Source organism: Chamaesiphon minutus PCC 6605 (genome assembly GCF_000317145.1).
Taxonomy (GTDB): Bacteria; Cyanobacteriota; Cyanobacteriia; order Cyanobacteriales; family Chamaesiphonaceae; genus Chamaesiphon; species Chamaesiphon minutus.
Map to the genome: position 1 here is coordinate 6,051,811 of NC_019697.1, position 13,120 is coordinate 6,064,930.

At 46.6% G+C, this 13,120-nt stretch carries 15 protein-coding genes; 9 read left to right on the forward strand and 6 right to left on the reverse strand.

The annotated features are described in order from the left end of the window. Positions 1-234 precede the first annotated feature (234 nt). Together CHA6605_RS27705 and CHA6605_RS27710 are read left to right on the forward strand one after the other, a co-directional pair. A complete protein-coding gene (locus CHA6605_RS27705; RefSeq protein ID WP_157260125.1) occupies positions 235-642 on the forward strand; it encodes a hypothetical protein in 408 nt (135 codons plus the stop codon). 359 nt (positions 643-1,001) lie between these two features. Beyond that, entirely contained in the window at positions 1,002-2,072 is a 1,071-nt protein-coding gene (locus CHA6605_RS27710) for a RuBisCO accumulation factor 1 (RefSeq protein ID WP_015162667.1), read from the forward strand. Between the two features lie 132 nt (positions 2,073-2,204). Here CHA6605_RS27710 and CHA6605_RS27715 read toward each other — a convergent pair whose 3' ends face one another. From CHA6605_RS27715 to CHA6605_RS27730, 4 genes are all read right to left on the reverse strand, one after another. Then, positions 2,205-2,540, reverse strand: coding sequence for a hypothetical protein (locus CHA6605_RS27715; protein ID WP_015162668.1), 336 nt, complete (start codon positions 2,538-2,540; stop codon positions 2,205-2,207). A gap of 248 nt (positions 2,541-2,788) precedes the next feature. Continuing rightward, positions 2,789-4,327: a bifunctional aminoglycoside phosphotransferase/ATP-binding protein gene (locus tag CHA6605_RS27720; protein WP_015162669.1), complete on the reverse strand. Its 1,539-nt coding sequence runs from the start codon at positions 4,325-4,327 to the stop codon at positions 2,789-2,791. A gap of 686 nt (positions 4,328-5,013) precedes the next feature. Then, entirely contained in the window at positions 5,014-6,603 is a 1,590-nt protein-coding gene (locus CHA6605_RS27725; RefSeq protein ID WP_015162670.1) for an FAD-dependent oxidoreductase, read from the reverse strand. Between the two features lie 24 nt (positions 6,604-6,627). Then, positions 6,628-6,936 (reverse strand): hypothetical protein, encoded by a 309-nt coding sequence (locus CHA6605_RS27730; protein WP_015162671.1) that lies wholly within the window; start codon positions 6,934-6,936, stop codon positions 6,628-6,630. A 118-nt stretch (positions 6,937-7,054) separates the two neighbouring features. Between CHA6605_RS27730 and CHA6605_RS34695 the strand changes: the two genes are divergently transcribed. The 6 genes from CHA6605_RS34695 to CHA6605_RS27755 all read left to right on the forward strand — a co-directional run bounded on the left by CHA6605_RS34695 (position 7,055) and on the right by CHA6605_RS27755 (position 10,753). Further along, positions 7,055-7,195, forward strand: coding sequence for a hypothetical protein (locus tag CHA6605_RS34695; protein WP_157260126.1), 141 nt, complete (start codon positions 7,055-7,057; stop codon positions 7,193-7,195). A gap of 590 nt (positions 7,196-7,785) precedes the next feature. Further along, a complete protein-coding gene (locus CHA6605_RS27735; RefSeq protein ID WP_015162672.1) occupies positions 7,786-8,133 on the forward strand; it encodes a hypothetical protein in 348 nt (115 codons plus the stop codon). Between the two features lie 236 nt (positions 8,134-8,369). Beyond that, positions 8,370-8,915, forward strand: a complete 546-nt coding sequence (locus tag CHA6605_RS27740) for a hypothetical protein (protein ID WP_015162673.1) — start codon at positions 8,370-8,372, stop codon at positions 8,913-8,915. A 55-nt stretch (positions 8,916-8,970) separates the two neighbouring features. Further along, entirely contained in the window at positions 8,971-9,201 is a 231-nt protein-coding gene (locus CHA6605_RS27745) for a Nif11-like leader peptide family natural product precursor (protein ID WP_015162674.1), read from the forward strand. A 504-nt stretch (positions 9,202-9,705) separates the two neighbouring features. Continuing rightward, on the forward strand, positions 9,706-9,921 hold the full coding sequence (locus CHA6605_RS27750; protein ID WP_015162675.1) for a hypothetical protein: 216 nt from the start codon (positions 9,706-9,708) through the stop codon (positions 9,919-9,921). Next, positions 9,905-10,753, forward strand: coding sequence for a fatty acid desaturase (locus CHA6605_RS27755; RefSeq protein WP_232432146.1), 849 nt, complete (start codon positions 9,905-9,907; stop codon positions 10,751-10,753). The genes CHA6605_RS27750 and CHA6605_RS27755 overlap by 17 nt, the downstream gene beginning before the upstream one ends. A gap of 141 nt (positions 10,754-10,894) precedes the next feature. On the opposite strand, the gene CHA6605_RS27760 is transcribed toward CHA6605_RS27755, so the two are convergent. Then, positions 10,895-11,845 (reverse strand): protochlorophyllide reductase, encoded by a 951-nt coding sequence (locus CHA6605_RS27760; protein WP_015162677.1) that lies wholly within the window; start codon positions 11,843-11,845, stop codon positions 10,895-10,897. A gap of 210 nt (positions 11,846-12,055) precedes the next feature. Here CHA6605_RS27760 and ylqF point away from each other — a divergent pair, with 210 nt between their 5' ends. Then, the gene (ylqF, locus tag CHA6605_RS27765) at positions 12,056-12,907 is read left to right on the forward strand and encodes a ribosome biogenesis GTPase YlqF (RefSeq protein WP_015162678.1); all 852 of its coding nucleotides are present in this window, start codon (positions 12,056-12,058) and stop codon (positions 12,905-12,907) included. Here the strand turns inward: ylqF and CHA6605_RS27770 are convergent. Then, positions 12,902-13,120, reverse strand: coding sequence for a hypothetical protein (locus CHA6605_RS27770; RefSeq protein WP_015162679.1), 219 nt, complete (start codon positions 13,118-13,120; stop codon positions 12,902-12,904). The genes ylqF and CHA6605_RS27770 overlap by 6 nt on opposite strands.

A 13,120-nucleotide genomic window follows, 5' to 3' on the forward strand; every position in this document is an offset into this window, starting at 1 on the left:
TAGATAGCGATGGATAAATTGCTCGATGAGCTTACCACAAAAGCGATATAGATGAATTCGATGGGGCTGCCGACATTACCCGATCGTCTAGCACCGAGGCAGAAAGACATAGCAAAATAATCCATCAGCTCGTATTAGCATTTATGCTTAAAACTACTAGCTTCTGCCTCATTTTCGGAAACTCCCTGGCTCCATTTGTAGTCTTAAAATATAGATAGTATTGGGATATAGACCGTGTTTAGGCAAACGTTGTTAACTTTGGGTAAATGTTTGAGTTTGGGTATACTGGCTAATTCGTTGCTGCTACCAGTTCAGGCTCAGCCTATGGCGACGAGCGACAAGGCGACAGAAGCGATCGAATTATTAATATTAGACAGAGCTACCTACAAACCGATCGCCAATCGAGCGACTCAAATTTATAGTAATAATGGCATTAGATGTGTCACGACACCTTGTCCGACTAATACCAAAAATTGGCAGGGTAAAACCGATCGTCAAGGAGTAGTTTTAATTCCCAAACAAGTAATTCAATCCTCTACCACTTTGACACTCAATGGTTATGCAGCCGCAGATTTAGTAAAAGATCTCCAGCAGCAACCGACTGGTGCGGCGGTGATTTTGCTAGTACCGACAGATAGATAGGTCTTAGAGGATGTCTGAAAACTCAATTCCGTTAAGCTTAAACCCTAGAAAATCCCCCCTAGCCCCCCTTAAAAAGGGGGGAACCGACTCTTAGTCCCCCTTTTTAAGGGGGATTTAGCGGCGCATCGAACGGGAGGTTCCCTCCCGTTTGTGTGCGACAAGACAGGGGGATTTACCCACTGCAAACGAAGCAATTAGACTTTTCAGACATCCTCTTAGGTCTTAGGTTTTAGGTCTTAGGTGTTGTGCATATTCCCTAAAGCCTAAAACCTCAAGCCTAAAACCTAAAATCTAATTTCGTTGCCACAGATTGCGCCAACGTAAGATACTAGAGATCTATCGATCGCAAAAACCCAATCATGACCGAATTCACCGACAACCAGCCACCCATCGATACAGAAGCACTCTTGCTGATGTTGCGGCGCAAAGAAAGCAACTGGGTAGAATGGGGCAAAGCTTGCCAGCAGCTCCAAAAAGCGGGACTAAATCCCCAAGAAATTTTTGAAAAGACGGGATTTGAACCGATCCAGCAAAATCAAATTATTGTCGCTTCCCAGGTTTTTGATAGCATGATGAGCGTTGGGGTATCACCAGCAACCGAAACTCACTATCGGCGGGTAGGTAGCGATAGTCTCTACGAACTGCGGATTCTCTCGAAAGAAGATCGGGCGGCGACGGCTGACTATCTCCACAGCCGCAATATCGACTCCGAAGGCTCGAAAGAGGTTGCCAAGGCATTTAAAGAATTTGCGTACATGAGCCACCCGCCAGAGGGTTTTACCCACCATCCAGGGGATGCTGTAGCTTATCAATACTGGCGATATATCAAACAACAAGCCGATCTCACCGAAAAAACGCGTCTGATCGCGCGGGGACTGATGTTCGCACACAGTCAAAGTGCCCGCACTCAGATCGAAAAATTACTCACTGCGCTGACAGCATCACCCCAACGCCCAGCACCAGCATTACCGATCTATCGATTGGAAGCTGATGAGGAGCTACCGCGCACTATTCCTGTGGCTGGCGCATTCCCGCTGGCGAGTAGCCTGATTGACGATGTGCCCCAAATCGCTAGTAGTACCGGAGCTTTCCAAGTCTTTCAGAGCAATTGGGCTGGTGGCTGGGTAAGTCTACCCGGCTGGGGCGTGTTATGTAAGGCAGAAGATCCGATCGCGATCTCTGCTACTAGAGATAATGTCCCCATCAAAGTCAATGGCGAATGGGCAGAAACGATCCTCATCCTCGATCGCAGTGCCACTGAGTGGAATGAGTTTAATTATTTTGCCATCGATCGCGACGGACAACTAGCCATCGAATGGTTCGATACCGCTCCAACGATCCCGATCCTCGCTCAATTAGTCTTAATCGTCCATCCCAAACGTCCGATCGATCCTGACAATCCCAAGGATCTATGGGAACTCGAAGATTAAATGGGTAGATGGGTGGATGGGGGGATGGGTGGATGAGTAGTGGTTGAAACAGCAATCTTCCAACTCCCCACTCCTAACTCCCAACTCCCAACTCCCCACGCCAATTACAGCAACACCCTGAAGCCCCAGATCTCAAGAAAACAAGAACACGACAAATAAACCACCTAATACCACGATTGCCGTTCCCCTGACCAATAGACTCCAAAAACCAATCCGATTTCGTCCTTCCGATTTGACATCGATAACTCTTAGCTCTCCCCTCACGACATCGATTTTGGCATCGAGCTTGGTTTCGACATTATTAATTTGTCCCTCCGCTTTGGTAAAACCCACACGCATTTCCTCGCGCAATCCAGCAATCGAGGCTGTCAAATCGGCGATCGCTTTACTGTTGGCATCGATCGCTCTACTATTAGCATCGACAGCATTATTAATTTCCTGGATATCTCGATCTGTGGATTGTGTCATGGTGTTGACTGTAAATTTATGTCTTTAAACGTATCCCTATCGTTTGGACAGCAAGGGGGAATACTTTTATTTTACGAGCATTTTTCCTAGTAGCAGGCAGAGGGTAGTGGATAGTGGATAGTGGATAGTGGATAGTGGATAGTGGATAGTGGATAGTGGATAGTGGATAGTGGATAGTGGATAGTGAATAGTGGTTAGTTAATAGTAAGTGTCTTCCAGTCTCCCCGTCCCCTCGTCCCCTGTCCCCCTCAAATTTCTCCTAAAAACATCCCTAAATCCTTCGTCGTGTCTACCGTCGTCACATAGCCGCGTTCTGCTGGGGTGAAATCTTCCCATGTTGACTGTTGACTGGCAAGTAAATCTACCGTCGCATCAGCAATATCGCCTGTGCGATGTGCCAATCGATCGCGTAAAACTGCTTCTGGTGCGGTACAGTAGACGATCTGAAGCGGAATTTTGCGAGTCGTGGCTAAATCGACGATAGCGGCACGCAAAGACTGGAGATCGTACTTGGCATCCAAAATCACCGTAAAGCCGCGTGCGGCTAATTTACCCGCCAATTCCAGCATCTGCTGGTAAGTTTGTGCAGTCATTGCGGGGGTATAGAGAATATCGTCACCTTTAGCCAACAGTGGAATTCCCCCCAGATGCTTGCGTACCGCATCGGAGCGCAGATGTATCCCACTCACTGCTCGCGCGATTTGTTTGCCCAAAGTACTTTTGCCAGCACCTGAGAGTCCTGCCATCATAATTATGCGTCCCTGGCGGCTGCGAGTATATTCCCAAGCTTGACGGTAATAATCTCCCGCCGTTTGAGCTGCGGCGGCACGATCTTGACTGGCAATACTAGGATCTTCGAGCAAAAATGAGGTGACTTTGGCTCTGACATACGCCTGACGAGTCAGATACATCGGCAATATCTGCAATCCCGCCCAATCTCCAGTTTGTTCGGCATAGGTATTTAAAAACCGATTGGCAAGATCTTTACCGCCTCTAGCTTCTAGATCCATCACTGCAAAAGCCACATCATACATCGTATCGACAAAGCGAAATGGCTCGTTAAATTCAATGCAATCGAATAGGAGAATTTTGTCTTGCCAACGACAGATATTTCGTAAATGCAAATCGCCATGACACTCGCGAATAAATCCTGCCGCAATGCGATCGAGAAATAATTGTGAATGTTCGGAAAGAAAGCGATCGGTATATGCTTTAGTTTCATTAAACTGCTGTTGAGTCTGGGCGCATCCGATATATTTTTCTGTATGGCGATAGTTATCCTCGATCGATGCTTTGATGCGATCGATTTGCCCAAAGCTACTAATATATTCATCAGTCCTAGCGCGACTGTGAAACTCAGCAACCACGCGCCCTATCTCTTCCAGATCTTCAGGTGCGAGCTGCCCCGACTCAAACATATTGCTGAGTAAATTATCCTGGGGAAATTGCACCATTTTTACCGCGTAGTCAACTATCTCTCCATCGTTGCCCAAATAATATCGATCGCCCTTTTTGGAGATCGTTACTACTTCTAAATACAACTCTCGCGCACCGCGTTGATTGAGTCGGAGTTCTTCTTGGCAAAAATGCTGGCGTTTGGCTAGTGTCGAGTAATCCAGAAAACCAAAGTTCACTGGTTTTTTGAGTTTGTAAACAAATTCTCCGGTGAGTAAGACTGTGGATGCGTGGGTTTGCATCAACTGAATGGGTGTTGTTACCGGATGGGGATAAAACTCCGGTTTTAGCATTTGCTGGACTAATTCAGGCAAAGTAGCTTCATTTGACATGATTTACGCTCGAGAGAACAGCATATTTACGCTCGCATTAAAAGTATTAAATCTGCTATTTATTAATTATTACATTGATATTCGCAATGACGATTCTGCCGCATAGTACTAGCATAAACCTGCCCCTACGTTCTAGCTACATCCTATGTCCGGTGGATTGCATAGATTTGTAGGGGTAGGTTTATGCTAGAAATTCCCACCTAGCACTAACAGATTCAAACAAACCTGCCCTCCCCACCAATCCCCGCTCTCCCAACTCCCTGTCTTGTCTTGTCTCGCTGCTTGGTGCGCTTCCATGGTCGGGAAACCCCATCTGTGACAAGTTAAGGTTTTCGATCGAATGTCAACACCCATATATAGCGTGGCTGTTGGTTCGGTCTCACTATATATCAAAAAACTCGATTGATAGTGCTAATGTATTCGATCTCTGAATATCTGATGTAACGGTCGATCGAAGGATCGCCAAACGTGCTTGACAATTGCGATCGCGCCTTAACTTGTCACGAATGGGGAAACCCGACCGGAGCGCATCCGCATAATCCGGGAGGTTCCCTCCCGGCTACGCCAACGCCAACGTCTGGAAACCAGACGTTGGCGTTGGCGTAGCCTGCCGGAGGCACAGCCACTCCGTAGGAGTTACGCACATCGCTCCCCGCCCCCGCCAAAATAGTAACCTTTAGGATTACTTAGCTCAATAACTCAGGATATATTTTCTGAAATTGTCCTTGACGTAGCTCGTTTGGTGCGGGCATTTTGTCGATGCGAAGTAACTCGGCGATCGCGGCAGTTTCGGTATCGCGTTTGCTACTAGCGGCTGCTAAAACGCGATCGTCTTTAATATAAAAAGCGATGAATTCGCGCCTATTTAAATCGCCATCGATAATAACTTCATCCCACTCTGTAGCGTGTCCGACATAGCGAATCGGCAACTCAAATTGCATACTCCAAAATACCGGAATGCCGCGAAATTTTGTCGGTATTCCGGCCATATTATAAGCGGCAATTCGCCCGTGCTGGGCGGCAATTCGCCAATGTTCGACCCGCATCGATTCTGAGGTGCGCCAATCTGGAAACCGCGCGATATCTCCGGCGGCATAAACACCCGCTGCCGCACATAAATATTCATCGACTGGGACGCTGCGATCTTTGGGGTTTAACTCGATGCCATCGATAAAATCGGTGACAGGTTGGACGCCAATGCCGACAACGATTAAATCGGTAGGAAGGCGATCGTCATTATCAAGGACGACAGTTTGGGCTTTACTTTCACCTTCGATGAGGCTGACATTGCGACCCATTTTAAAGGTGACACCATTTTCCTGATGGACTTTATAAAAAAGCTCGCCGATTTCTGCACCCAAAATTCGCTCGAATGGTAAAGAATCGGGTGAAACTACTGTTACTTTAATCCCTTTTTGAGTCAGTCCAGCGGCAGTTTCCATCCCGATAAAACTCGAACCGATGACTACCGCTTGCTTGGCATTTTGAGCGGCAGCAAGAATGCGATCGCTATCGGCAAAACTCCGCAACGTGAAGATATTTGCAAAATCTGCACCAGGTACGTTTAATTGGCGCGGTTGTGTACCTGTGGCAATCAGAAGCGCGTCATATGTCAGAGTTTCACCATTAGTGAGGGCAACTTTTTTGGTGTTAATATCTACATTGATGACCGGACAATTGAGTCGAACTTCGATATCGTGCTGCTGATAAAATTCTGCCGATCGCATTAAAATCTGGTCGGCTTTGAGCTTGCCGAGAAAATAGTTTTTGCTCAAAGTCGTGCGATCGTATGGTAGCCTGTCATCGCGTGTCACCATCACGATTTTTCCCTGATATCCTTCGATGCGAAGGGTTTCGGCGGCATGAGCACCAGCAGCTCCAGCTCCTAAAATTACAAATGTTCGCTTGTCGATCTCTGGCTCGTACCGTGCCAGATCGGGAACGCGATGACCGGATGAAGAATCGGGAACGGTTACAATAATGCTGTCGCCGTCGATGCGGACGGGATATCGCTGGAGCGAATCTAAACCTGGCGGTTGGTGGAGATCGCCAGTAGTAATGTCAAAATACGCATTATGCCAGGGACAGACGATACAATCGCCATGCAGAACACCTTGCTCTAACGGTGCTTTGTTATGAGTGCAATAAGCGCCGATCGCGTAGATGCGATCGGCGCGACGAATCAGCAGAATATCGGTGTCGCCGACAGTTACTTGAAGTTTTTGGCCATCTTGTAACTCATTAAATTGAGCGACAACCGCTTCTGTTTGAGACATAAATAAGTGGTTATTTTAGTTGACTTAACCGAAACGACGATTGACTTCGCGACTTAGTTGTACGTAGGTATTGTAACCACGTCGCTCTAGTCTGCGAGCGGCTCGATTTGCTTCCTGACGATTGTAATAAGAATTTTCTAAAATCCACGATCGATTGCCACGACTGCGATAGTAAACGTTGAATTGGCGATCGTTGCGACGGAATTGGGCTAGCGTTAAATTTGGCTCGCCACCAAGCTTGGTGACTTGTGGTGACTCCAGCGCATTTGCCTTGAATGGCATAGTTGCTGCAAATCCGGTGCAGATTAATGAAAGTAAAACAAGCTTGTTCATAGGATTAGTTCTTTTCTAAGAAATCGAGTCAAATTATGGATTTTGAAACAAGCTCTAGGCTCGTTCGATATATCCTAATTACACATTAGACTCTTCGATCGAAAAGGTCATCTATCTAATGATAGAACGCGTTATAGTGACGATCGTCAAGGGTACCCTTGACGATCGTCATAAGAGCGTTATTAAGAAAGATGAAAATGTCCGATCGCCTATCCCAAATAAGCTGGATTTTGGGCGGTACTATCGAACTGACAGGTAGTCTTGTACGACTATTATTAACCCTTGAAAGCCGCCGTTGGCATTCGGTTGAGCAGTGTCTGAGTCAATAGACATCCTGCGAAAGTAATGGAAGATTGACTGATGCTAACAACAAGACAGAGGGATTCTCACAAATTTCGCTTCGAGATAGAGATGTTTATACACGGTGGCTCATCACAGTTAACCTTAGATCGCAAGAGGTTTAATGGTTGAAAGGTCTAGACTGCCTCAAATGCTCGATTGGTTAAAGGCTCAATGGCAAGTTTCCCGCACTAATTCACTTACAATATTTTATACCTCACGAATTCCTCACATTTTAAACGTAAGATTAGATGCGATCTCCGCTAGAGGAACCTGAGCGACGCTCGCTGTTAGCTCGATCGATAAATATAGCAATTATAATTGCCGATTTATGTTAGCATTTCTTTGATTTTACCTGTAACCGTAGAGATGACAGCAATCGCTTTTAAATATATCCATCGATAGTAAGAATAACAAAATTTAAGTTGATCGAAACGGCTTGAAGGTTGAGACAATGGATCTCCTAAATCCAACCATTGCGTGAAAAGTTGTAGTAAAGGTAACAAAATAATGAGAGATATCCGCTCAAAAGCCGATCGTTCTTCTGACGCAGCCCCCCAAGAAAGATTCGATCTAAAGCTAGGCTCTGGCGATCGAGATGCCAAATTGGCAGCAGAAATATTAGAGCGATTTTCACAGCCTCAATGTGATGAATATATATCCGCAAATTGTGGGAATACGGGTACATTTTTGCACCACCACTGCTACGAGATCGATCGTCCGTACCCAAAGCAGCTCACTGAAGAGTTAAAACAGAAAACTATCGCGCTGGTACTAGAAACACTCGAAGCAGCCGAAGCAGCACTTTTCGATCGATTGAGTGCCATAGTTCTCAAAAACCCAACAAATACTAATTAAAATTCACCTAAATTGTAAATTACAAGTTGCAAAAATTCAGCCCCAGATTCTGGGGCTGATGTATTTTACTGCCAACTTATGATTTGAGAAAAGGCAAAGATATTAGTCGTTATAGCAGCTAGTTCCCTGCAACTAAAGGCATAGAACTCGCTCGACTGTAATCTTCAGTTCGATAGATAGGGAAGAAAAAATTTAGTTCTACACTAATAAGTTGACTCTCAATATAGGAAAACAATATGGCATCAGCACGTAAAAATGCAGTGGGGATGTTTCCAGAACGCGATCGAGTTGAGGCAGCAATGAATCAACTGCAAGCGAGTGGGTTCTCCATGAATAATGTCTCAGTTGTCGATCCTCATGCCCAGACAGCAGACACGACATTGGGTAAATTAACAGATCCAGTCGTGGAGTCGCCAGAAGATGCCACTCGCGATCGACCGATTGACAAAATTCAACACGGAGCTGCGGGTGCTACAGCGATCGGTAGCGTGGCTGGCGGCGTAGTGGCTGGGCTGACAACTCTAGCGTTTCCCGCCTTTAGCGGTGCTGTGGTCTTAATTGGCATGGCTGCTGGGGCCTTTTATGGGGCGGTATCGGGCGGATTGCTCAGTAATGAGATCGGGATTACGCTGCCGGAGGAACAAGCCAAACACTATAGCGAGCTTTTGGAGCGAGGCAATTATTTAGTCGTGCTCAAAGGTACCGAACCAGATATCGATCGAGCTGAGACAATTCTCAAAGCTGCCGATGTCAGCGAGTGGATGGTGTTCGATCGCAATTAAACAGCCAGCTTACCTATCATCAATTTACCAATCACAACATACAACCAGAATAATCATGGCTAACGACACAGTAGCTCAATTCCAAACTGCCATCCAACAAGATTCGAGCTTGAAGGAGCAATTAACTGCCGTAGCAGAAGATTTTGAAGCGGCAAGCAAAATCGCCCAAGAACACGGCTATGACTTGAGTGCTGACGATATCCGCAAGGCATTAACCCAAGAGTCAAATGAAGACTTGGCTCAAGCCGTCAATCCTGGTGTCGAACCCAGACAACAGTTGACTTAAATGGCGGGTAGGATATCTGGGAAGCATAACAAGCTTGCGTCTACAGTTCTGGTTACGACCAGGCATCTGCTCCGACAGGAGCAACTGATGTTAGTTACGATCCCCACCTTCTACAAAAAGGTGGGGATCGTTGTGGTGATGGGCTATTGACACGATCGATCTGAAAATTGCCATCGATCGCGATCGTCAAGATAGAGTCGATCGAATAATTTAAAATTGCAATTTTAAATTTTAGACACCGATCGATTATCGATAGAAAAATAGATTTTCTCAAAATATCTGAATGCTTGCAAACTAGCAATTAGTCATTTCGCCCACGCAGAGTCGTTGGCCTAGCCTGACGTAGGCACAACTAACGGCGGATGTACTTTGAATTTCAAACAGCTTAGTGCAGTCAAAAGGTATAGATGAATCCATGTTTTTTTACGCAGAAAGATACATCATAAAATTGTTACTTTCTGTTGTAATGGAAAGCATCAAGAATGAAGTCAAGGGGTTCGATGGATGATGCCAACAGTGGACAAGTTACATAAATTCCAACGCGCTCAGAGGGTCAGCTTTGCAGGCGGGGAAGGCATCGTGCGCAGTATCAAATTTGAAGCGCAACATTGGACGTATCTTGTCGAGATGCCGTTAGGGCAAGAGCCAGCCTTTGGGAGAGTAGGTGCAGAGACTATGGTGTTACTTAGTGAGACAGAATTGCGTGCAGCACGAGCGTAAATTACCGCAATTGACTGGAGTTATGGTAGCCAGCACGATCGTCGCGCTCTGGATCGGAAGTCTCGCAATTGTCTTTGCGCTCGATGTCCCTGCACTATTACCGTTGGAGATCGTACCAATTATTTTAGCCCGAACATTTATCCAGACTGGGCTATTTATTGTCGCTCACGATGCCATTCATGGCTCGATCTTACCAGGATATCGCCGCGTCAATTATTGGATCGGCCAATTTTCACTTGCCCTATACGCACTCCTACCTTATCAAAAACTCGCACATCACCACTGGCAACACCATCTCCAACCGGGTCGAGTCGGAGACCCCGATTTCCACGACGGCGTTCGCGACAGCTTTGGTGCTTGGTATCTCAAGTTCATGCAAGAATATTTGGATTTTAGACAAAAAGTCGTCCTATTTTTTGGCATGAAGGTTATCTTCTTTACCCTATTTTTGGGCTTTCATGTACCGATTGCCAACCTGTTTTTGTTTTGGGTATTCCCGCTCGTCTTGAGTTCTGTCCAGCTCTTCTTGTTTGGGACTTATTTACCCCATCGATCGCAGGGTAGAGCAACACCTACCAGCCAGCATCAGAATTCTCATAATGCTGTCAGTAGCAATTTACCGATCGTCTGGTCATTTTTGACCTGCTATCACTTCGGCTATCACTGGGAGCATCATGAATATCCCTCGCTACCTTGGTATTGTCTCCCTTCCGTGCGACAGCATCAGCCGCGATTTGGCAAAGCCGAGGCTACGCCAACGACAATTGCCCGCAGCGGCTACTTGACAAATATCATTCAATCCGAGCTTCAGCGCGCGATCGTTAGGGGATAGGGGGGTGGCTGGGTGGACTGTACCACCGTAGGATGAGTGGATGAGTAATCGGTAAAAACTGACGATCGATGCATTATTTGCACTATTTTCAATCAGAAATCCACTACTATCCACTATCCACCATCCACTATGCCCTATTCCCTAACCAACTAATTTCTCAGTCAACTCCCACATCTGGACTGCCTTGTCGTCGCTGGCTTTGTCTGACAATTCCTGTACGAAGCCCTTGCGTCCAGCTTGTTGACGATTGCCCCAACTCCAATGCACCCCAGATTGCTTGAATTCTGGATCGACGACTACTTGGGCGACTCTTTCTCCAGCTAGCTCTTGAGACACATAACCCTTGGTGATATTTTTTTGGAACCAGGGGAAGATCTTCTGAAATAGGGGATAACTATTGCGAAATAGCGGCGTATCGGCGACGCAACCTGGATACAGCGTATTAAAAACAATTCCAGTACTATCGTGATAGCGACGGTGTAACTCGCGACTGGTCATCATATTGCACAGCTTACTATCTTTATAAGCCTTACCCGCCTTAAATGGCTTACCATCAATCATCGCAATCGGTGCTTTGAATCCTGCCGCCAAGCCTTGTAAATCGCCTAAATCTGCGGGTGCGGGAATCGGGATCTTGCCGCCTAGCTCCTTAGAATTGGCAGTAACCGTACCTAAAATAATTAAACGTTTATCTGGTGCAGGGGAAGCTTTTAAGTCATCTAGAAGCAGCTTGCACAGCAGAAAGTGCCCGAAATGATTGGTAGCCACGCTCAATTCATAGCCTTCTGGCGATCGCATCGGCTCTTTGAGCAATGGTAAATATACCGCCGCATTACACACCAAAGCATCTAAAGATTTACCAGTCGCGCGGAACTCCCGTACAAATTTCTTGACGCTCTCTAGCGAGCCAAGATCGATGTGGATGATGCTATAGCTATCTAGGGACATGCCTAGTGACTGCGCCGCCTGTTCTGCCTTGTTGAGATCGCGACAAGCCATCACTACATGCCAACCCCTGTCCGCCAGAGCTTTAGCTGCATACAATCCGACACCAGACGAGGCTCCGGTAATTATTACTGTTTGTTGAGTCATATTATGCAAATTTATAATAGTCTCAATATTTTAAGCTCCGCGATCGCCACAAGTCCCTCGATCGACATAAGGCTTTAAAAAGTGGCTAGTGGATAGTAATTTTGAACGTAAGCTTCCACCCATCCACCCATCCACCCATCTAGCCATCCACGCATAAATTCCGAGCCGAGCGGTTAAACTGGTAACTGAATAACTGCAAACCCGTTTATCATGCCCATACCTGCGATTCAATGGTATCCCGGACATATTGCCAAAGCCGAACGCCAACTACAAGAACAAGTCAAAAAAGTTGATGTCGTGCTAGAAGTACGGGATGCGCGAATTCCTTTTGCCACATATCATCCACTGCTGGCAACTTGGATTGGCAATAAACATAAATTACTCATCGTCAATCGGGTCGATGCCATCCCGCCTACAGTCAGAGAATTGTGGGCAGAATGGTTTGTATCTCAAGGCGAACAGCCATTTTTTGCCAACGCACAACAGGGTACGGGGGTTGCAGCTATTTCCAAAGCAGCTCAATCTGTCGGCGTCGCCATTAATCAAAAACGCAAAGAGCGCGGTATGTTACCGCGTCCGGTACGTGCCGTCGTAATTGGCTTCCCCAATGTCGGCAAATCAGCTCTGATCAATCGCTTGCTTAATAAGCGGGTGGTCGAAAGTGCCAGACGCGCGGGGGTGACTAAATCGCTGCGGTGGGTAAGAATTTCCGATCGATTAGAATTATTAGATGCTCCTGGCATCATTCCCGGACGCCTTGACGACCAAGCAGCAGCCGTAAAACTAGCGATTTGTGACGATATCGGCGAAGCTGGATACGATCGCCAGCGAATCTCTGCCGCACTGATCGAGTTGTGTCAGGAGTTGGGCTACGTCGCTGGATTTGAAGATAGATATGGTTCGATTCCCACCACTTTAAGCGGGGAAGAATACCTGCATCAGCTAGCTAATGAAAAGTATCGCGGCGATCTCGAACGAACATCGCATCTAATTTTGAATGATTTTCGGACGGGGGTTTTAGGGAGCATTCCATTAGAATTACCACCCAAATCTAATTCATAATTGGGATTGCCAGTCGGATAAGATCGCACAAACTGCTACTTTAACGGACAGGCGGGAAGTCCCGCGCTCTATCCGTTTCGGATGAGCGTCGGGATGAAAGCCGAGCGAAGCGACGATTGCCCGCTCGACAAACCCGACAAGCGACGCTGCTTTGAGAAGGAGAGCGGGTATGAGGAGATGAGCAACTTCCTTGCCTTTTCTTTGTATATTCAT

Excerpts from the sequence above, each read along its gene's own strand:
- CHA6605_RS27710 (WP_015162667.1), top strand. The coding sequence starts at position 1,002 with ATGACCGAATTCACCGACAACCAGCCACCCATCGATACAGAAGCACTC.
- CHA6605_RS27715 (WP_015162668.1), bottom strand. The coding sequence starts at position 2,540 with ATGACACAATCCACAGATCGAGATATCCAGGAAATTAATAATGCTGTC.
- CHA6605_RS27720 (WP_015162669.1), bottom strand. The coding sequence starts at position 4,327 with ATGTCAAATGAAGCTACTTTGCCTGAATTAGTCCAGCAAATGCTAAAA.
- CHA6605_RS27725 (WP_015162670.1), bottom strand. The coding sequence starts at position 6,603 with ATGTCTCAAACAGAAGCGGTTGTCGCTCAATTTAATGAGTTACAAGAT.
- CHA6605_RS27730 (WP_015162671.1), bottom strand. The coding sequence starts at position 6,936 with ATGAACAAGCTTGTTTTACTTTCATTAATCTGCACCGGATTTGCAGCA.
- CHA6605_RS34695 (WP_157260126.1), top strand. The coding sequence starts at position 7,055 with ATGATAGAACGCGTTATAGTGACGATCGTCAAGGGTACCCTTGACGAT.
- CHA6605_RS27735 (WP_015162672.1), top strand. The coding sequence starts at position 7,786 with ATGAGAGATATCCGCTCAAAAGCCGATCGTTCTTCTGACGCAGCCCCC.
- CHA6605_RS27740 (WP_015162673.1), top strand. The coding sequence starts at position 8,370 with ATGGCATCAGCACGTAAAAATGCAGTGGGGATGTTTCCAGAACGCGAT.
- CHA6605_RS27745 (WP_015162674.1), top strand. The coding sequence starts at position 8,971 with ATGGCTAACGACACAGTAGCTCAATTCCAAACTGCCATCCAACAAGAT.
- CHA6605_RS27750 (WP_015162675.1), top strand. The coding sequence starts at position 9,706 with ATGATGCCAACAGTGGACAAGTTACATAAATTCCAACGCGCTCAGAGG.
- CHA6605_RS27760 (WP_015162677.1), bottom strand. The coding sequence starts at position 11,845 with ATGACTCAACAAACAGTAATAATTACCGGAGCCTCGTCTGGTGTCGGA.
- ylqF (WP_015162678.1), top strand. The coding sequence starts at position 12,056 with ATGCCCATACCTGCGATTCAATGGTATCCCGGACATATTGCCAAAGCC.
- CHA6605_RS27770 (WP_015162679.1), bottom strand. The coding sequence starts at position 13,120 with ATGAATATACAAAGAAAAGGCAAGGAAGTTGCTCATCTCCTCATACCC.